Source organism: Bacteroides sp. MSK.20.82 (assembly GCF_019052485.1).
Taxonomy (GTDB): Bacteria; Bacteroidota; Bacteroidia; order Bacteroidales; family Bacteroidaceae; genus Bacteroides; species Bacteroides thetaiotaomicron.
In genome coordinates this window covers 1-22,366 of record NZ_JAHQUN010000048.1, presented here as the reverse complement: position 1 = coordinate 22,366, position 22,366 = coordinate 1, and the positions used below count along the sequence as shown (strand labels likewise).

The following is a 22,366-nucleotide window of genomic DNA, read 5'->3' as shown; positions in this document are numbered from 1 at the left end:
AACGTATTAAACGTATTTGGTAACCTTATTATTATTAATTAAAAACAAGTAGTATGAATTTGTTTGGAATGAAAAAACATCGCATCAGGTCATTATGGCTACTGCTATTGTTACTTACGTGTAGTGTAACAGTATGGGCGCAAGGAAGTTCCGTCACAGGCCGTGTCTCTGATGAAAAAGGAGAACTGCTCATAGGGGTGAGTGTTCAGGAAAAAGGTACAACGAATGGTACCATTACCGATATGAATGGTCAGTATACCTTGAAGCTTTCAACAGGGAATCCTATTCTGCTCATATCTTATATAGGATATAAGCCGCAAGAGGTAAAGGTAGCAAAGCAAAAAATCGTAGATGTCGTTTTGGTGGAAGATGTGTCGTCACTGGATGAAGTGGTAGTAGTGGGTTACGGCAATCAGCGTAAAGTATCCGTGGTAGGCGCTCAGTCTACGATGGATGTGAAAGACATTAAGATGCCTGCTGCAAGTCTGTCTTCTGCTATTTCCGGACGCATTGCCGGGGTGGTTGCCGTTCAGCGTAGCGGCGAACCCGGTCACGATGAATCGGATATCTGGATTCGTGGTTTATCTTCCTTGCTCGGACAGAGTTCCAGTCCCCTTGTGCTCGTTGATGGGGTAGAACGTAGTTTCAACAATATCGACCCTGAAGATATCGAATCGTTTACAGTGCTGAAAGACGCTTCCGCAACTGCAGTATATGGTGTACGTGGTGCCAACGGAGTCGTGATTGTGAAAACCAAACCCGGTAAAGTAGGCAAACCGCAGTTTAGTGTGGACTATTACGAAAGTTTTACCCGCCTGACCAAGAAAGTAGATATGGCAGATGCCTACACTTACATGGATGCACGCAACGAGGCGCAGATGAATACAAGCGGTACACTTAAATATTCGGCTGCTTATATTGAAGCGACAAAGAAGGCCAACGGTTTATTGCCGAATGACAATCCCCGATTGTATAATCCTTACCTGTATCCGGCCATCGACTGGGCAGATAACCTGTTCAATGACTGGGGACACAACCGTCGCGGGAATATTAATATCCGTGGTGGTGTACCTAATGCAAACTATTATGCTTCATTGAGTTACTACGGAGAAACCGGTATGACCCGCAACTTCAAGCTGGAGAACTACAATACTCAGATGAAGTATGACCGTTATAACTTCACCTCCAACCTGAATCTGAAGCCGACTTCCAAGACGACGGTTGATCTGGGTTTTTCCGGTTATCTGGGACAGGGACACTATCCGCAGAGCAGCACCAGTTCGCTGTACGCAGCCTGTATGGATGTGAATCCGGTTATTTATCCTTTGTTGCTGCCCAACGGTACCGTGTCCGGTATCAACTCACAGCAAAAGTTCAACCCTTACGGTCTGCTGGCTCGCGGAGGTTATTATGATGAATTTTCCAGCCAGTTAAATTCTAATATCCGCGTGAAGCAGGACTTGGATTTCTGGAAGTGGAGCAAAGGACTTTCCGCTTCTGCCATGGTAGCTTTCGATACTTACAATTCACGTAAGAGAAAGTATAACCGGAATGAACCGATGTACACCTTTGCCGGTAAAACGGATGAAAACGGAATCTGGATAGAAGACACCTTGTTTGATGAAGAAACAGGCGATTACCTCTACTCGGTGCTGAAAGAAGCGGATGGTAGCCTGTCACTTCAGACACCGGAGCAATGGAGCAGCCGCACGGTGTATACAGAAGCATCCTTGAACTATGATCGTAGTTTCGGTGCTCATCGGGTAGGAGGTCTGTTGCTTTACAATCAGAAAGTATATTGGGATTTGAATGCGACGGATGTCATTGGCGGTATGCCTTACAAGCAACGCGGTTTTGCCGGACGTGCTACTTATTCATGGAACGACCGTTACTTCGCAGAATTCAATCTCGGTATCAATGGTTCGGAGAACTTCAGTCCGGGCAAGCGTTATGGTGTCTTCCCTGCTTTTGGTCTGGGATGGGCAGTCTCCAATGAATCTTTCTGGAATCCGGTCCGCAAATACATTTCCTTCCTCAAATTCCGCTATACGGACGGATGGGTCGGCAGTGATACCGCAACAGGCAGACGCTTCATGTATCAGGGGGTGTTCACCGGTCTGACAGGAACCATGTTCGGAACCAATTATACAAGTGCCAACGGTTATGGAGAAGAAAAGTATGGTGTGAATGTCACTTGGTCTAAATCCAGAAAGCAAGACTTGGGTATCGATATCAAGTTCCTGAATGATAATCTGTCCTTTGTAGTCGACTTTTTCAAGGAACGTCGCGACAACATCTTCCTGCAACGCAGTACAATCCCCAGCTACGCCGGATGGATCGAAAACCCTTATGCTAATCTGGGTGTCGTAGAAAATAAAGGTATAGAGCTGGCGATGGACTATACACAACGGCTGGGTAAGAAGACATTCCTTACGGTACGTGGCAATCTGACTTTCAATAAAGACAAGATTATAGAGAACGACGAACCGCCGGTAGACTATCCTTGGATGGAGACACGCGGTACGAATGTAAATGCGACTTGGGGATTCATAGCCGATGGGCTCTTTACCAGTCAGGCGGAGATTGAAGACCATGCTACCCAGTTCGGGACAGTACATGTAGGCGATATCAAATACCGTGACTTGAACGGAGACGGGGTGATCGACAACTATGACAAGACCGTCATCGGACGCGGTGATGTCCCCAGAATCTATTACGGATTCGGTGCTGACCTACAGATCGGAGACTTTTCTATCAGCGCCCTGTTTCAGGGAACCGGACAGGCCGACCGCTATCTGGACGGCATTTGTATCAAGCCTTTCTGGGATGACGAAGGCCGTGACAATGTCTTTGCCAACATCCACGACCGCTGGAGTCCCGACGATCCGACCAATCAAGATGTGTTCTATCCGCGCATGTATGTCGGCAGTGACGCCAACACGAATAATGTTCAGAAAAGTTCGTGGTGGGTGAAAGACGTCAGCTTCCTGCGTCTGAAGCAACTGAACATATCCTATAATATACCGAAAAAGCTGCTGGACAGATGTTTCCTCAAAAGTGCAAGCGTCTACCTCATGGGTACGAATCTGCTTACCTTCTCTAACTTCAAGCTGTGGGATCCGGAGCTGAACTCAAGTAATGGAACAGCTTATCCGAATGTATCCAGCTATTCGGTCGGAGTCAAGTTTAGTTTTTAACCCTAAAGTCAAATAATCGTTATGAAGAATAGAATAAAACAATACCTGTTGGCTGCATCGATGTGTGTCGGACTGACTGCTTGCAGTGATTTCTTTGAACCGATTCCCGGTGTGCAGTTTGGACTGGACGAAACGTTTGCCTCCAAGCAAAGGACGGAAGAATATCTGAACAATGTATACAGCTACGTGCGTGAAGTGACAGATGCCATTCATCCGAACACCTACGGAGGTATCTTTACGGAAGCATCGTTGGACGGAGCAAACCGCTGGAACAAAACGTATGCGGAATGGACCAACGGCTCCTTTAACTCCGCTTCAGCTCAGGCAAGTGAATACTTTTCAAAGTACTATCAGGCAATAGCCAAAGCAAGTACGTTCATCCAGAACGTAGATAAATGTACAGAAGCCGCCGCCTCTACACGTGGAAAGTGGAAATCGGAAGCACGTGCATTGCGGGCATACTATTATTTTGAATTGCTGCGCCTTTACGGTCCCATTCCGTTGATTGGCGAAGATCCCATTCCTTTGGACGCTTCCTTGGAAGAACTGATTAAAGAACGTAATTCGGTAGATGAATGCGTAAACTTCATTGCTACGGAATTGCAGAGCGCCATTGATTCCGGCGATTTGCTCCAGAGAGCCGGAAAGGCAAACCTGGGACGTATGGATGTCGCCACTTGTATGGCACTCAAGGCAAAGCTGTACCTCTATTGGGCAAGTCCGCTTTTCAACGGAAATACGGATCAGGCGTCAGTCAAGAATAAAGACGGCAAACAACTTTTCCCTCAGACCGAAGATAACTCCAAATGGGCTCAGGCACGCGATGCATATGAACGGTTTATGACCTTCGCAACCGGACAGGGATACAAGCTGACCGAGGTCTATACGAATGGAAAACTAGACCCTTATGCTTCGTGCAGGGCTGCGGGCGAGTTTTTCACCACAACCTGGGAAGCTGTTGATGAACTGATTTTTGTGAAACTGAGAGATTTGTACGACTATACCTACTGGGTATGCCCTAAGTTTACCGACTTCCAGGATACCGATGTGACTGGCGGCGGTGGCTATTATACAACACAGGAAACGGTAGACCTGTTCTTTACGAAAGACGGACTGACCATCGAAGAAGATCCCGGCTATGACAAATTCGAGGGCATACCGAGCGCCAACAACTTCACATCCGGAAGATATTATGACCCCAATAACCCTTCCCGTCTTTACTTTGACGCCGATAAGTCCAAAGTGCTGAAACAGTGGAAAGACCGTGAACCGCGCTTTTATGTGAATATTACCTATAGCGGCTCTATCTGGCTGAACGAAGGTAAGTACAATGAGGAAATGCGCACAGACTTCACCAACGGTGCAAACGGAACCTGCGGCAAGTCCAAAGCCTCCGGCGACTGTCCGGATTCGGGATACTTGATCCGTCGGGGTGCGAAAGCTTCTAACAACAACGGCTCGAAACACTTCTCTCCGGTACTTCGTCTGGCAGATATGTATTTGGGATATGCCGAAGCACTTTGTATGTGCAGCGATCTCGACAATGCCCTGACTTATCTGAATAAAATCCGTGTCCGTGCAGGCATCCCCGAATATACATTTACCGCAACAGCCGGCAAATAACCTGTCCGAAGACACAGACCGATCTGCTGAACCGTATCCGCCGCGAACGTTTGGTTGAACTAGTCTTCGAATGGAACCGCTATTTCGATGTGCGTCGCTGGAAAGTGGCGGAAGGACAGAATGATCCCGAACATTGGATCTATCCGGCATATCACACCGGAGGCGAAGGAGGCAAAGTATACGGTATGAATATGGACAAGGATTATCCGGCATTCTTCGAAAGGACCTCTTTTGAGACTCGTGTAGCATTTACGAAAAAGCAATATTTCATGCCGATACCTTATGATGACCTCCGTCGTATCCCGTCACTGGTACAAAACTTAGGATGGTAATACGATATTCGAACAATAACGCTTAAACAAGAAGATTATGAAACATTGGAAAGATATAGCTTTCGGGTTGTTTGTCTCACTGACACTGGCTGCCTGCTACGGTGAGGAAGACAGCTTCGCAACTCCTGACATCTATAAAGATTATCAGCCTGTACTGAAAGACGGGAATACCGTAGCCGGATATGCGGCTGCCCCTCTCAAAGAGGCGAAATATGATGAGGTGCTGAATGAACTTTACCTCACGTGGGACGGCAGTAACTCTGGCTGGGAAAAGAGAGATGAATATGTGGGAGTGGAAGTAGAATTCAACTCCCTGCTCTCCGGCAAAAAGATAAAGCGCGTCATGATCCCGAATGTCGGTGATTTTGGCAACCTGACTGTGAAAAGGCGGGATTATGGCAACGAGCCGACCACTCTGCGTCTGAGTAAATATCGTACAGTAGTGGTTACAGACCGTTACGGTGTAGAGGAACTTCGTTTCCGTTCTATCTACAAAGATGCCGACGGTGCCCGGCAGACAAGTGACTGGACGAATCTGAGCGATCAGGCGGATAAGTATGAACTTCAAGTGGATATGAACTATGCTGCCTGGCAGTATTTTAAAACCAGCCAGGCGACACAAGTTCAGATTTCCTTTGAGAGTGATTCGGAGATACGTCCCGTTTCTGCATTGTATAATCTGATAGGTAACGGAGATGAGGCTGCTACTCAGGAAGAGTTCCGGAAATGGTATTATATGGATTGTGCGGCTATGTCATTCGACCCCTATAATCTGGCTTTCGACCCTTACAGCAAACTGCGTGTCTTTATCAAGAAAGACCAGACCGGAGGAGCGTATGCGATAGATTACCCCACCCATAACGAAGGAAGAGGTATTGTTTATCCGGCTTCGGAAAGCAATCCGAACGATGCGTGGTGGAAACTGCCGGACATGCAGCATGTGTTTATGCACGAGATGGGACACTGCGTGCAGTGGATGCCCAAACAAGGAAAATATATCATGGAAGGTGTGCAGGATTGTGACCGGCAGGGATATCAGGAAGGATGGCCGGACGCTGTGAAAGTAGCGAGCAAAGGATATATTCTGGCTACGCAAAAAGAAGAATATCAGGCTGCTATCGCCAAGTCTTACCGGAATCCGCAGAGTGATAAATACTTTGTCTGGCAGGTTGACTATAATACTTCCGGTGCTTTTATGAGTTGGCTGCGTCTTTATAATGGCGACTTCGTACGTATGTTGCCGTGGACGGTGCTGATGGACGAACTGACCAACCAGTGGAGCCTGGAGGATGCGGTGAAGTATATCCTGAAGGAGAGCTACCCGGACCTTACGATGGAAGAACTCTGGAACGAATACAAGACAGAGGTGGAAGTGTTCCTGCAAAATAACTAATAGAGCAACCTTTAAAAAACAACTATGATGAAGAAAGTATTATTTGCATTAGCTGTGCTGTGCACGAGCTTTTGGAGTTGCAATACCTTGGATTTGAATGACGTGGGCTACGGAGATGGTGACCGTCTGAAGGCTTCCTCCGTTAAAGAAATATTGTATGGCACAGCTGATGGCTGTTGGAAAGCTGACTATCAGGGGCACGAGTTTTACTTCCAGTTTCATGAAGACGGAACAGTGACACTGGATTCGGACTTTCTGGAGATGGCGGTAGAAGGAAAAACATCATTCTCTGCCAAAGGCAAGGAAGTGGCACTGGATATTGAGAATTGCGATGTCCATCTGCAAAACCTGGGTAGTGAATTTGCAGATACCAAGTTTGTCGTATCAGAGATTCCGGCAGAAGGAGAGGCGCCACAACTGAACTTATACGGTGAATCTACCGGCAATACCATTGAACTGCAGCCGACTACACAGGCATACATCGATGGTAAAGTTGCTTCAAAAGCGGACTTTACCGAACTCTTTGAGAAAAACTTATTGGATAATCAGTCCATCTGTGACGCTTCCGGCAATTTTATCGGTTATTATGGCTTGGTACTGAATGGTGTCAATGATCTTTCTGTCAAGGTAATAACGATTGAAAACAAGGATGGAAGCGATGCGAACGGCCATACGCAATATTATGAATCTAAACTGACGAAAGAAGGGCAAATCTTCAAACTGGACACGCCGGTAGAACAGATTAAATCGGTGAACGGAGCCACTTATGCCTTCAAAGCCATTGATTGCACCGGTGATGCGGTGGCGGTAGACGGTATGTCAAATGTAACCCTGACCTCCAACAAGGGAGCGGTCAATGACTTCGACTATGTGACTTCCGGAGGAAAATTCACACTCGGAAAAGCGCAGGATCATGGTGCCGCTTGCGATGAAATATGGGCGGGAACAGGCGGACAGGCTACAAGCTCCGGTGGAACAATCGCCGATATAAATGCCATGAGCTATGATTTCGGATGGAGTGGAAGCGCGAAGCAAAGACCGCTCGTTATCTGGACATGGTGGTTTGCAAACCTCGCTTTCCCGAGCAGTGAAGAAGGAGCAAGCATCCTGATGAATAATTCCGATAAAGACCGTGTCTTGTTTAAGAACATATCCGGCAGCGGACAGACTTGCGGCGGCGGTACTCTTAACGCGACTGAAGTAGCTGAGATAAATGCCTACTGTAAAGACCTGATAGATACCTGGTTCAATGAGAAAGGGCTTTTTGTTGTTCGTCACGACCGTCAGAGTGCAGGAGATAAATTCTACATCTATCTTTTGTGTCCCGATACGGAAGCCACTTCGAAAGGTGGAATGTGGATGAAGTATCAGAGAGACTGAGAATGAATGTGAATAAGATAGTATAAGCTAATGATGCTAACGTACTTAACTAATTAATAATTAATAAATGAATAGATGATGAAAAGACTGTTTTTACTGATGATCCTGGGTGTAACTTCGGTGTTATGCCTGAATGCTCAAACTAAGTCGTTGCACCAGCTGCAACAGGAATTCGTTGATTTACGCTGTGGTATGTTCATTCATTTCAACATGCCGACCTTCTTTAATGAGGACTGGCCGGACCCGGATGCTGCTCCCGAGCTTTTCAACCCTGTCAGGATGGACTGCAAACAATGGGCAAAAGCGGCAAAATCAGCCAACATGACCTACGGATGTCTGACAACGAAACATCATAGCGGTTTCTGTATATGGGATACTAAAACGACCGATTATAGTGTAATGAGCAGCCCGTTCAAACGTGACGTGGTAAAAGAATATGCCGACGCATTCCGTGCCGAAGGGATGAAAGTGATGCTCTATTATTCGATCCTCGATACGCATGCCCGGCTGCGTCCCAAGTGTATAACTCCGCAGCATATCGAAATGATCAAGGAGCAACTTCGCGAACTGTTGACCAACTATGGTGAAATAACAGCTTTGATCATTGACGGTTGGGATGCCCCGTGGTCACGTATCTCTTACGATGACGTACCTTTTGAAGATATTTATCGTCTGGTCAAATCAATCCAGCCCAACTGTCTGGTGATGGATTTGAATGCAGCGAAATATCCTGCCGAGGCTTTGTTTTACACGGACATCAAGTCTTACGAACAAGGAGCCGGACAGCATATCTCGAAAGATACCAACCGTCTGCCTGCCTTGTCTTGCCTGCCGTTACAGCAGAACTGGTTCTGGAAAGAAAGTTTCCCGACTACCCCTGTGAAGTCTCCGGCACAAATGGTCAATGATAATATCATCCCGATGGGCAAATCCTACTGTAACTTTATCCTGAACGTAGCTCCCAACAGAGACGGCTTGATGGATGCCAACGCCTTGAAAGCTCTGAAGGAAATAGGTAAACTGTGGAAGAACGACGGTCGTGTAGCAACGGTTCCCGAAGCGGATGCTCCTATTATATCTTCCAACATTGCCAAATATCAGCCTGCCGAAGGTACATGGAGCAGTGACTATGCTATCATGGACTTTGCCAATGACGATGATTTCGGGACCTGCTGGAATTCTAATCCTGAAGTGAAAGTGCCCTGGTATTCGGTTACTTTTGAGCGCGAGAAATCTTTCAATATGGTGGTTATTACGGATCGTAACAATGACCGTTTGCAGGAATACCGTCTGGAATACCGTGCGGGTGGTACATGGAAACCCCTTTACGAAGGTAAGGCTCCTACCGGTCTGCGTGTGAAAATCCACCGTTTCGATACGGTTTGGGGAGATGCGGTACGAATGACTGTCTTAAACTCTAATGGTACTACCTCCATTGCAGAGTTCGGGGTATATTGTGAGAGAAGATGATGAATTTATCTTAGAGTTAAATCATTGATTTTATATAGAATCACCATCAGGTAAAGTCGTGTTTTTTGATGGTGATTCTATTTCATCCAACTCTTTATCGTACGTCCGTACTTCCCTTTTTGTGGGAATTGCGTGTAGAATAATATTTGGATTTAGGCCAAACATTTGTATCAGCTTTCTAATGGTCTATCCGATGGCTTTTGTTACTTTTCTTACTTATTAATGTCTCATTTATATTATATTTAGTATATTTGTTCCCGCTTTATCTAATAAGACATGAACAATAACACTTGCTATTAATATAATGAGAAGATGTCTGATATTATGCCTTTTTACATTTATTGGTTCGTTGGTCTGTTGGGCTGATGCGGGTAAAGATGCTTATCTTTTTCGGAAAGTCGATTATCAACAAGGGCTTTCTAATAGTGCTGTGCTTTGCCTCTATCAGGATAAAGCAGGGCTGATGTGGTTTGGCACTTATGATGGCGTGAATTGTTATGATGGGAAAGGTATCGAGGTCTTTCGTTCTGATTTCTCAATGAAAAAGACGTTGAGTAACAATGTCATTCATTCTATTCAGCAGGCAGATAGCAGTTGTTTGTGGATTACTACACATTTGGGAGTTAATCGTTTTTCGCAAGATTCGCGTCAGGTAGTGGGATATTATGATTTTACAGGTGATTATTATCTGCATTCCAATCCGAAAGGAGATACTTGGGTAGTAAGCGATGAAGGAATCTTTTATTATAATACTTATCATAAAAAGTTTGTCCATCTCAAAAATATAGAGACTCCTGTCGAGAATATGGATCAGCGTGCTTTTGTCACGGATGATGGTGTCTTATGGACTTTTCCACGGAATACAGGTAGTCTGATTCAATGTTCATTAGATGGCTTTGACCGGGATACATTGTCTGTCCATCCTACTGTTTCATCTTCTGATTTTCATGCAAAACCTATCGATAATGTATTTTATCAGAATGGCATTCTCTGTTTTGTGGATGCAGAGCGGGATCTTTATGTATATGATATTTCCAGAAGGTCTAAAATCTATATTCGTAACCTTTCTTCGTTGGTGCAACGATATGGGAAAGTTGTGGGAATTGTTCCTTTTTATGAAGACATTATAATTGCTTTTCAAACCAATGGTTTAGTACGTTTGCGCACCTCGAAAAAATATGAAGAAGAAGTGGTGGACCGTAATGTACGTATATATGATATTTTCCGCGATCCTCATCAGAATATTCTTTGGGTAGCTTCTGATGGGCAGGGAGCTGTCATGTACGCTAAGAAGTACTCGATAGCCACTAATCTGATGCTTAGCAAACTATCATCCAATCTAAGTCGGCAGGTACGTTCTGTCATGACAGACAAATATGGCGGATTATGGTTTGGTACGAAAGGAGATGGACTTTTGCATGTACATGATTATGAAGGTGGTATGGATGCTTCTGCTACTACAGTTTACTCTCCAGTAGGCAGGCAGGATGCCTCATCTTATACCCGTTGGAATAGAGAGTTTCAAGCATACTCATTAAAACAAAGCCGTTATATGGATGGCTTTTGGGTAGGATCGGGTAATCCCGGACTGTTTTATTATTCTTTTGCAGATAAAGCCTTGCATTGTGTTGAGGATAAGTCTGCAGATCCTGTTATCGAAATACATGATATCTATGAAGAGAATGACAGCGTACTCTATGCGGTTACGGCTGGGGTCGGATTTCGTAAATTGATATTGGAGAGGAAACAAGGGGAGATTCACCTCAAATCGCAAAAGCGTTATCATTTCTTTTATGAACAAAAAGAGATAACCATGTTTTATCCTATGTTAGCTGAAGGAGATTCCATTCTTTGGTTGGGAAGCCGGGAAAAAGGGTTAATTCGATTTGATAAACAGACAGAAGAATATAAAGTCATTTCTTTGAAAGAAATATTGCATAAATCTGTTGATGATGTACTTAGCCTGCATCGTGCTAAAGATGGTAGGATGTATGTAGGAACAACATCGGGACTAGTGTGTTTGACCTTTAATAAGGAACAAATCAGTGCCTCCTATATCGGTAGAGAACAAGGGTTGCTTAATGATATGATTCATGGCATATTGGAGGATGCAAATGGTTTTTTATGGCTTGGCACTAATCGTGGACTTATTAAATATAATCCCAAAAACACTTCTTCGCATGCTTATTATTATGCCGCCGGTGTGCAGGTGGGCGAGTTTAGTGATGATGCCTATTATCAATGTCCTTATACCGGACGTCTTTTCTTTGGAGGCATTGACGGTTTGCTTTATCTGGATAAGGAAGTGGCGACAGCTCCGGAATTCTATCCGAACATATTATTGCGTAAGCTAATGATTGGACGTAAGGAGGTTAATCTGGGGGATTATTATACCGATGGTGGCAAAGCGTTAAGTTTTAAAGGAGCGAAGGCTTCTTTTTCCCTTTCTTTTGTTGTTCCAGACTTTCTTACTGGAGGTGATGTGGAGTACTCCTATATGCTGGACGGATTTGATAAAGACTGGACCTCGTTTAGTAGTATAAATGAAGCATCGTATCTAGAAATACCTTCGGGTAGCTATGTTTTAAAGGTCCGTTATAAGAAAGATGTATTTAATACGGAATATAAGGTATTTTCTATCCCTTTGTACATTCTTCCGCCTTGGTATCTTTCTACGGTAGCCTATGTCATTTACTTGCTGTTTTTCATATTAATAGCCGGTTATCTGATTCATTTATTAAGAAAATATTTTCTCCAGAAGCGTATGATGCAGCGGCTGTTGACAGCAGAAAGCAATGAAGCTCTACCGGAGTCCGCCAGTCTTAATCGTGAGTTACTGAATCGTTTTACGTCCATTTATCGCTCTTGTGATCAGTTGCGTGCGGAAAATCTCCCTTATGAACAGCGTCTCAGAATTATGGAGCAGGTACACGAGACGGTTATTGCAACTCTTTTCCGTTCGGGAACTTTGGCTGTAGAGGAACTTAAGTCATTTTTCCCTACGGAATATGCGATTACTGGTTGTATGTGCATGAAAGAGCTCTCTATAGAAGTCTTGCATGTGTTGGAAGGACAGGGCGTTGATATATCTTCTGTAAAACTTGCTATACCAGAACACTTTGTTTATCCTGTTTATAAGAATGCTTTACGCTGTATGCTCTATTGGTGTTACCTTTATATTGGCGGAGTAAAACATAAGTCGGATATTGTAGTGGATGTGAAGGAAGAGGAAGGACGGATGTTGTTGCAGTTCTCTGCTGTAGATGATACTCTGAAGGAATTATATAAGCAACTTTCCGGTTCGGAAGAAGAGGGAAGAAGAGATAGTAAGGAAACAGAAGAGGCGATAACTACCCGCCAATTACTGTTTTCTGTGCAAGCGGCTTTGAGACAGCTAAATGTTACGCTTCACTATGCCGACAGAGAAAAGGATCATTTATTGACGTTAGCCTTTGAACCGGCTATCATCAAGGAGACTGAAGAGCATGGGAAGAAAACGGTTCTTCTGCTGGAGGATAGGGATGAAATGGTATGGCTGATAAGTGATCTCTTAGCAGATGAATTTGTTGTTTGTCCGGTGAAAAGTGTACAACTTGCATTTGAAGAAATACGTAGATCGGCTCCTGCTTTGTTACTAGTTGATATGTTGATGTATGCAAAAGCAGAGAGTGACTTCCTGGAATATGTGAATAAGAATCGTACTCAACTTTCGAAAACGGCATTTATTCCAATGTTAAGTTGGAAAGTAAGTTCGTCCATTCAGCGCGAATTGATTATGTGGGCTGATTCATATATTGTACTTCCTTATGATATTATATTTTTGAAAGAAGCCGTCAATAAAGCTATTTACGGTACTCGGGAGGCAAAGCAGATTTATATGGAAGAGCTTGGTGACTGGGCCGGACGCATTGTTTGTACTACAGAAGAACAGGCGGACTTTATCCGGAAACTGTTGCAAGTGATAGAACAAAATCTTGACCAGGAAGAATTGGGATCAACCTTAATTGCCGACCGTATGGCGATGAGTCCGCGTCAATTCTATCGCAAGTTTAAAGAAATATCCAATGCGGCTCCCAGTGACTTGATAAAGAGTTATCGGATGGAGAAGGCTGCACGATTGTTGCAGAATGAAGAACTTTCTATTCAGGATGTTATCGCTGAAGTTGGTATTTCCAGCCGTTCCTATTTTTATAAAGAGTTTACCCGCCGATTCGGAATGACGCCGAAAGATTATCGGGAGCAACTCCGATAATGCTATCCCCACTATCTTATTCTTTACTAATTGAGTTTTATGGATGTATTACCCGAATCCTTAGATCAGTAATTCCGGATAATTAAGTCTTTCGAGGTCCTTATTTATTCGTTCCACTATAGTTGGGCGCAAGAGGAACTATAGTGCTTCTTGCGTCCAACTATAGTGGAACGAAAGGGAAACTACAGTAGAACGAATGAATTTGGACTGATAAGAAATTAGTTTTTCAAAGTCTTTCGGTTAATGATTCGGGATTCCTTCATTCCTTCTGTTCTTTGGTCGTTTGGGGTGACAGATATATTTGAATTCATGTCTGTATAGATTTTATTTATTACTGCTTACGAATAAACTTTTTAATAAAAGTGGCGAAAAGGCGGCTATTATAACTTGATACAATGTGCGCAAACTTGTGCTCTGTTTGTGCGTGAATGAATGCTATGTGTTGATATATAGATGTTTATAATGTGCTTTATTTCTCCTTTCTGTTCTATAAATGAGCATTTTCATTTTGACATAATTTTGTCACTTCTGCGGAATATTCTTAATATTAAAAGTTTTTAATTTGCTTCCGCTTATAAGAATTATATAGGCGATTGATAACCTTAGTATTAATTAAAAAAAACAAAGTAACATGAATTTGTTTGAAATGGAAAAACATCACACAAAGACATTGTGGCTATTGGCATTACTGCTAACATTTAGTACAGTAGTGTGGGCACAAGGTACTCCTGTAACAGGGCGTGTGTCTGATGAAAAAGGCGAATTGCTCATTGGAGTGAGCGTTCAGGAAAAAGGTACTACGAATGGTACCATAACAGACACCAATGGTCAGTATAATCTGAAACTGACGAGTAACAATCCCATTCTTATCGTATCCTATATAGGATATAAATCACAAGAGGTAAAAGTAGGCAAACAGAAAGTGCTGGACGTAATTCTTGCAGAAGATGTATCGTCACTGGACGAAGTGGTAGTTGTGGCTTACGGACATCAACGTAAAGTATCGGTAGTAGGTGCGCAGTCATCTATGAAAATAGAAGATATAAAGATGCCGACAGCTAATTTATCTTCTGCTATTGCTGGACGTTTGCCGGGTGTAGTAGCTGTGCAACGTTCAGGAGAACCGGGGCATGATGATTCCGATCTTTGGATCCGTGGTATTTCTACACTGGCGGGTCAGAACTCTAAACCACTGGTATTGGTGGATGGTGTGGAACGTAGTTTCAATAATATCGACCCTGAAGATATTGAGTCGTTTACGGTGCTGAAAGATGCTTCTGCCACAGCTGTATATGGAGTACGCGGTGCTAATGGTGTAATTCTGATTAAAACCAAACCGGGTAAGGTGGGCAAGCCGCAATTCTCAGTAGACTACTATGAAGGTTTTGTGACATTGACAAAGAAACCTGAAATGGCGGATGCCTTTACGTATATGGATGCTGCCAATGAAGCGTATATGGATACTAGAGGCAGTATGTTATATTCTCCTCAATATATTGAGGCTACGAAGAAAGCCCATGGATTACTACCGAATGATAATCCACTGATGTTCAATCCTTATTTGTATCCGAACGTTGATTGGATGAACGAATTATTCAATGACTGGGGACATAATCGTCGTGTAAATGTAAGTGTGCGTGGTGGGGTACCTAATGCCACTTACTACGTTTCATTGAGTTATTATAATGAAAAAGGTCTGACACGTACCGCTGAAATGGAGAACTATGATGCTAACATCCGTTACGACCGCTACAATTATACCGCTAATTTGAACTTGAAGCCAACAGAAACGACTACTATTGATTTGGGCTTCAATGGTTTCCTTTCTATGGGTAACTATCCGCAGCAATCTACCAGTGACTTGTTTGCGTCAGCTATGGAGATTAATCCGGTCTATTTGCCGTTAATGATGCCTGATGGTTCTGTACCAGGTATCTCTACCAATGGTGACCTCCGTAACCCGTATGCCGATTTGACTCGTCGTGGTTACAAAAATGAAGCAAGAAATCAGTTGAACTCCAACATTCGTTTGACGCAAGACCTTGGTTTCTGGAAGTGGAGTAAAGGGCTTACCGCCTCTGCCATGTTGGCTTTCGACGTGCATAACAGTCGTGACCTGAAGTATAACAAGCGTGAAGATACTTACAATTTTGCCGGAACTAAAGACGAAAACGGATTGTGGAATGATGATGTATTTGATGCAGATGGCAATTATCGGTATGCACTGACCTATACAGGACATAAAGATCTTGCATTTGACCAGGGCGCTTCCGACTCTAGAAGTACTTACTTTGAAGCTTCTTTAAATTACGACCGTTCGTTCGGTTTGCATCGGATAGGTGGTCTTTTGCTTTATAACCAAAAGATTTACCGTTCGAGTTCTGATAATCTGATCGGTTCTTTGCCCTATAAGCAACAAGGCTTGGCCGCCCGTGCTACTTACTCATGGAACGACCGTTATTTTTTCGAGGCAAACCTTGGGTATAATGGTTCCGAGAACTTCAGTCCAGAAAAACGTTTCGGTTTCTTCCCTGCATTTGGTCTTGGCTGGGCTATCTCTAATGAGGCTTGGTGGGAATCTTTGCAAGAAACTGTTTCTTACTTTAAAGTGCGTTATACAGATGGCTTAGTTGGTACGGATGCTGTAACAGGACGGCGTTTTATGTACCTAGACCAGATGGCGAGCGTAGATGGTTATCGTTTTGGCGACCAGAATAACGGTGTTGGTGGTTGGGGGTTCAGCAAGTACGGAGCCAATGTCGGTTGGTCTACTTCCCGCAAGCAAGACTTAGGTGTTGACTTAAAATTTTTCAAAGACAATCTTTCGCTGACATTAGATATCTTTAAAGAACATCGTAAAGACATCTTTATTACCCGACGCGTTATTCCTGATTATTCCGGGTTCGTAGAAATGCCTTATGCTAATTTGGGAGTGGTAGACAATAAGGGTTTTGAAGCTACATTGGAATATACACAGCAACTCGGTAAGAAATGTTTCCTGACTGTCCGTGGTAACTTCTCATGGAATGAAGATAAAATTATAGAGAACGATGATCCCCGGGTACAGTATCCGTGGATGGAAAAAAGAGGAACGAACGTGAACGGACGTTGGGGATGGATCGCCGAAGGGTTATTCACTAGTGAAGAAGAGATCATGGACCATGCCAAGCAGTTTGGTGAAGGGCATCCGGGACAGATTTCGAAAGTGGGTGATATCAAATATAAGGATTTAAATGGTGACGGAGTAATTGACGATTATGATAAATGTCTGATAGGTCAGGGTGACGTACCTAAGATTTATTATGGTTTCGGTGCAGATTTACAATTAGGTGATTTCTCTGTCGGTGCGCTCTTTGCCGGAAATGCCAAGGCAGACCGTTGTTTGGGAGGAAATGCCATGTATCCTTTTAATGATGGTTCAGGTATTACGAACTTGTTTGCAAACATTACTGACAGATGGTCTGCTGACAATCCGACTAATCAGGATGTATTCTATCCTCGTTTGCATCATGGAAACAATGCGAATCAAAATAATATGAAAACCAGCACATGGTGGCAGAAAGATGTCAGTTTCCTGCGTCTGAAACAGTTGACTATTGCTTACCAACTCCCGAAGAAGTTGATTAATCAAACATTCCTGAAGAGTGCGCGTATTTATGTGATGGGCACCAACCTATTGACATTCTCTAAGTTCAAATTATGGGATCCGGAGTTGAATACCAATAATGGTACTGCTTATCCTAATGTACGTACTTATTCAGTAGGTGTGAATGTAAGTTTTTAATAATAATCAGTTAGCAAGAAGGATATGAAAAATATATTTAAAATAGGAACTTTGGCGCTGTGTTTGGTGGTCGGACTTAGTTCGTGCAATGATTTCTTCGATGCAATCCCCGGTGAACAATATGACTTGGAGGATACGTTTACTAATCGCTCGAAGACAGAACAGTTTTTGAATAATGTGTATAATTATGTGCCCGATGAAACATTAGAACGTTCTGCAAGGAATACGATGTCGGGGATCTGGACAACCGGTTCGTTGGAATGCAAGCTTTCATGGGACGGAAATAATGGTAGCGAATGGGCTTCCGGAGCCACCTATGCAGGTTCCTCATGGATAAACTTTTGGTACATCGAGTATTATAAAGGAATTTCTCGTGCCAGTACATTTATCATGAATGTAGACCGTTGTTTGGAAGCTTCGGCCGCACAACGCAAACAGTGGAAAGCGCAAGCCAGAGCTTTGCGTGCTTTCTATTACTTCATGATTTTCCGTTCCTACGGCCCATTTGTGATTTTGGGGGAAGAACCAATTCCATTGGATATTTCTACTGCTGAACTGCTGAAAGAACGTAATACGGTAGATGAATGTGTGGCTTTTATGGCGAAGGAATTTGATGATGCGGCAAATGAGCTTCCTGATAGATATGACGGATCCAATTTGGGACGTATAGACAGAGCTGCATGTAAAGCTTTCAAAGCGAAAATGTTGTTGTATGCGGCAAGTCCGCTATTCAATTGTAATCCCGATTATGCCGCCATCGTTAATCCGGAAAGTGGCAAGCAACTCTTTCCGCAAGATAAATCGCAGGAAAAAGCGAAATGGGAGGCTGCACGTGATGCTTACAAAGAATTCTTTGATGAATACGGTAACACTTTCTCTTTATATACGGAGAAGACAGCCGATGGAAAGATTGATTTCTATGAATCTTATAGAAAAGTGACATCGGGAGTTTTGTACGGTACAGAGAATAAAGAACAGATTTTCATTCGCTTGGCAGACCATGATTACCGGGCTTACGAAACCACGCCTTATCACAAGGGGTACGATGATAATAATGGTGCTTTGAGAGGTGGTCTGGGATTTGGTGTACCTCAGGAAATGGTGGACTTGTACTTTATGAAAGACGGTCGCCGGATTGTTGACGATACGAACTATAAGGAATATGAGGGGGTACCTTCTAATGAATATTTGGGATGGTCGAGTGACTATACTGACGAAGTAGTTCCTTCCAGAACCTACTTCAAGAGCAATTCGAATCAAACATTGAAACAATGGGCTAATCGCGAACCGCGTTTTTATACGAACATTACATTCCATGGTTCTACTTGGTTGAAGACAGATACTCCGCGTGGAGAAATAACCACAGAACTGACTTATAACGGTAATTCCGGTTATGCTAATGCCAATTGGGATGCCCCTTACACGGGTTATGGTATGCGTAAAATGGCTTCAAAAGAAGGACGTAGCGGGGCTAACAGGCATTGTGCAACTTTGCTTCGTTTGGCAGACATGTACTTGGGGTATGCTGAAACGTTGAGCGCTTGTGACCAACGTAATGAAGCGATTAAGTATGTAAATAAGATACGCGCCCGTGCCGGTATTCCTGGATATGGTGCGGTAGGTACTAAGGACGATAATGGATTTGCATGCATTCCTTATGAAGATACACGTGACGGAGTGGACAAACGTATTCATCGTGAACGTTTGGTTGAGCTGATGTTCGAATGGAATCATTTCTTTGATGTACGTCGTTGGAAAGTAGCCGATATGGCTGTAGGCGATGATTGGATTTATCCTAAATATCATAGAGGTGGAGAAGGCGGACCTATTCATGGTATGGCTTTCCGTTCGGATGCTCCTGCATTTTTTGAGAAGGTAGTAGTAGAAACACGTACATTTTTGCCTAAACATTACCTCTTCCCGATTCCTGACGAAGATGTACGTCGTAATCCGAAGATGGTACAAAATCTGGGATGGACAACGGAGTAATATACTCCGGATGTCCGATCTGCGAATGAATGAAAGAAATTAATGAAAAGAAAAACAATGAAGATACCTCAAATAAGATGTAGCGATGTGAATGCAGTGAAGAGAATCATTTTTCTTTTGGTGCTGCTAATTCCCTTTTGTCTGGCAGGATGTTCGTCCGACGATGATGAAGGAGATAATGGAGGAGAAGGTCCGAACGAAGATGCTCCGGTTTCTTATGTACTTGGTTCGGGTAACACGAATATGCCCTCCAGTGGTACAATTATAGCGCAATATGCTGATGCTCCTGTCGGTTCGGAAATCAGACGTTTGGTAGACGATAATGCTGACACGAAGTATGTTACTTATCATAGTAGTTTCAACATCACTTGGAATGGAAATAGTAGTAAGGCTGTCACTGCCTATTCGTTGACCTCGGCTGCCGATACTCCCGAAATGGACCCGAAAGATTGGACACTCTATGGTTCTAATGATAATACTACGTGGACAGAACTGGATGCGCAGACAAACCAACTTTTTGCAGCGAGAAAAGAAGAGAAAAGCTATGAAGTGGATAATGCAACTTCCTATCGTTACTACAGACTTTCTGTTGAAGCGAACAATGGTGGTGCTGCCACGCAGATAGCTGAATGGAAACTGGTGGCCATGCGTTCATATACGGAGAATATCAACGACTTGATTGCTAGTAAAGGTTCCAGTACGTTTAGTGCGATAACTCCGATGGGCAGACAGCATGAGAATGACAGAGAAGCTACGGCAGCAGACTTGAAATGGCTTGCCGATCCTGCTGAAGAACCTGAACCATTTGGAGATGGTGGGACGAAGATGGCTTGGAATACATTCAATGTTGTATCCATTTATCCAAATGGAAATCCTGTGATGTCTGATGTAAATCAGCGTTGGGTAGGTGACTGCTGTGCTTGTGCGGTGATTGCTTCGATGGCATACCTCTATCCCCGTTTCGTAAAACACATTATCAAGGATAATATGGACAAAACATACACAGTTACTATGTATGACCCGAAAGGAAAACAAATATCAGTTGGTGTAGGTGGCGACTATTTTATCGGTAATAGTGGCGATTTAGGTGCCTTAGGCGGCAGAAATAAAGAAGTCACTTGGGCTACGATTCTCGAAAAGGCTATGATTAAGTGGAATCAGATCTATCAAGGTAGTTCTAATGTCGGTGGTATTGGTACTGAATATGTTTCTGCTATCTTTACCGGCGACGGGGAAAGTGTAGGTTTCGGTGCAAATGCATTGATTGCCGAAGACTTGCAACGCGCGGTGGAAGTGTCGCTCAAACAGGGTAGACTGGTGATCGGTGGTTTTACAAGAAGCGGTGAACAGGTAGATCAAAATTGGCAGACGACCAGTGGGCATGCGTTTACGTTTATCTTGCCGGATGATAATACTCATCTTTTCAAGATGCGGAATCCTTGGGGAGGTACTACTGACGGTGTGATGAAAGTGAAGGATGACGGACGGATTCCGCCGATGATTGACTTACGTATTTGTGCGCCGGGAGCAGCCAAGAATTATGGAGTGGGACCGGACTTGGGAGGATATATACCTAATTTCTAATTTCAAATCTTAAAAGAAAAACATCATGAAGAAACTTATTTATATAATGTTGTCGTTGTGTTGCCTGGTTTTTTATAGTTGTGGCATGACGGAACCTTGGAAAGACTGGGAACATGAAGGTGACATGAGTGCAGACCGCTTGCGTCCTTCAGAGGTAAAAGAACTACTGTGTGCGGCAGACGGATGGAAAATGATTTATCAAGGAGTAACGTTCTACTTTCAGTTTGATGAAGAAGGAAATGTAGCATCGGATTCAGACGAAACGTTGTTGAAGAATGAGGTTGGAACAGATTATTCTCTGGATTTCCAGGGGGAAAAAGCGGTGTTGCTTACCTTGCTGAATGGAGGAATGCTACAATATTTGAACGAAAACTCGGAGACGACATTTGTCATTACGGGGTATTCTGATTCACAAATTACAGCTGTAGGACAGACGCATGGCAAAGAAATGATCTTGACTCCGGTCTCAACTGCAGCTTTGCAACAAGCTAAGGAGAGAAAACGATTGGCCATTATTGCTTATAATAAAGCACAGGCCATGGATTTGCTTAAGGGAGAGTTGAATAATGGTGTATTTCGTAGGTCATCCTCTTCTTTCCTTGCACACTATTTGATTATTTGCGACGAGAGCAATAATTGGAAAGTGAAGATTTCTGCAATAGATAACGGTGTGGTAAAACACACAGAGTATCCGATGATAATTGATACAACGAATGATGAAAATGCAGTGTTGACTTTGGGTAGCAATGTGACGGTAGATGGAATAAGTTTAAATAAACTCTATTACAACTATTTGAATGGTGAAATTGAAACTGACAATGCTAATGTTGTATGTGATACTCGGAAAGCCTCTGATATTGCAGCATGGTATGCAGATGGTTGGAAGACCCATATAGTAGATCAGGATGAGATTCATGCAGACTTTAAGGGAATCTTCCACTCTGGTGTGGAGTTTGATGATCGTAATCCGAGGAATTTGATTGCTTGTCCGTGGAGTGGTATGGGATCTTATATTGGCTTTGCGGTTACTATGACAGCAGATAATGCTACTGGTCGTATATTCATCAGCTTGGGCGAACCATATGATTTATTCGGATGGAATAATAATCCGGCTGATTATAACCGTGTACAGCAGGATTACAGTAAATTCCTCTCTTTCTGTGTTTCGGAAGACGGCTTCTATTGGAGTTATGATGACAACGACAGTATGGTGTATGTGCTAAGTGCTACAGGCGAGCGTTGGTTTAGAATGAAGAAGTAACCAGTCTTTGAAAAAAGCAAGAAAGTAAACAGAACATAATCTCGATGGGAGTGTAATTTAAACTCTGTCTGGTTTCTATTTCTTTTAAATCACAACAAATA

At 43.4% G+C, this 22,366-nt stretch carries 11 protein-coding genes; all 11 read left to right on the top strand.

All coding sequences use genetic code 11. The features are described from left to right. Nucleotides 1–53: 53 nt before the first annotated feature. Nucleotides 54–3,197 carry a TonB-dependent receptor gene (locus KTR07_RS23440; protein ID WP_008760872.1) on the top strand — a complete coding sequence of 1,048 codons (3,144 nt, stop codon included), beginning with the start codon at nt 54–56 and terminating at the stop codon, nt 3,195–3,197. 21 nt (nt 3,198–3,218) lie between these two features. Continuing rightward, a complete protein-coding gene (locus KTR07_RS23435) occupies nt 3,219–4,820 on the top strand; it encodes a RagB/SusD family nutrient uptake outer membrane protein (protein WP_254306572.1) in 1,602 nt (533 codons plus the stop codon). Nucleotides 4,821–4,870: 50 nt separating this feature from the next. Next, nucleotides 4,871–5,152: a RagB/SusD family nutrient uptake outer membrane protein gene (locus tag KTR07_RS28535; protein ID WP_254306571.1), complete on the top strand. Its 282-nt coding sequence runs from the start codon at nt 4,871–4,873 to the stop codon at nt 5,150–5,152. Nucleotides 5,153–5,189: 37 nt separating this feature from the next. Further along, the gene (locus KTR07_RS23430) at nt 5,190–6,545 is read left to right on the top strand and encodes a basic secretory protein-like protein (RefSeq protein ID WP_008760873.1); all 1,356 of its coding nucleotides are present in this window, start codon (nt 5,190–5,192) and stop codon (nt 6,543–6,545) included. A 24-nt stretch (nt 6,546–6,569) separates the two neighbouring features. Beyond that, nucleotides 6,570–7,925, top strand: a complete 1,356-nt coding sequence (locus KTR07_RS23425; protein ID WP_224200590.1) for a hypothetical protein — start codon at nt 6,570–6,572, stop codon at nt 7,923–7,925. 78 nt (nt 7,926–8,003) lie between these two features. After that, nucleotides 8,004–9,395: an alpha-L-fucosidase gene (locus KTR07_RS23420; protein ID WP_008764196.1), complete on the top strand. Its 1,392-nt coding sequence runs from the start codon at nt 8,004–8,006 to the stop codon at nt 9,393–9,395. A gap of 304 nt (nt 9,396–9,699) precedes the next feature. Beyond that, on the top strand, nt 9,700–13,647 hold the full coding sequence (locus KTR07_RS23415; protein WP_048694989.1) for a helix-turn-helix domain-containing protein: 3,948 nt from the start codon (nt 9,700–9,702) through the stop codon (nt 13,645–13,647). Nucleotides 13,648–14,278: 631 nt separating this feature from the next. Further along, the gene (locus KTR07_RS23410) at nt 14,279–17,431 is read left to right on the top strand and encodes a TonB-dependent receptor (RefSeq protein ID WP_008764197.1); all 3,153 of its coding nucleotides are present in this window, start codon (nt 14,279–14,281) and stop codon (nt 17,429–17,431) included. Between the two features lie 24 nt (nt 17,432–17,455). Next, nucleotides 17,456–19,420, top strand: coding sequence for a RagB/SusD family nutrient uptake outer membrane protein (locus KTR07_RS23405; protein ID WP_011109040.1), 1,965 nt, complete (start codon nt 17,456–17,458; stop codon nt 19,418–19,420). A gap of 57 nt (nt 19,421–19,477) precedes the next feature. Further along, nucleotides 19,478–21,004, top strand: coding sequence for a C2 family cysteine protease (locus KTR07_RS23400; protein WP_011109041.1), 1,527 nt, complete (start codon nt 19,478–19,480; stop codon nt 21,002–21,004). Nucleotides 21,005–21,029: 25 nt separating this feature from the next. After that, entirely contained in the window at nt 21,030–22,265 is a 1,236-nt protein-coding gene (locus tag KTR07_RS23395) for a DUF4302 domain-containing protein (RefSeq protein WP_008760880.1), read from the top strand. Nucleotides 22,266–22,366 lie beyond the last annotated feature (101 nt).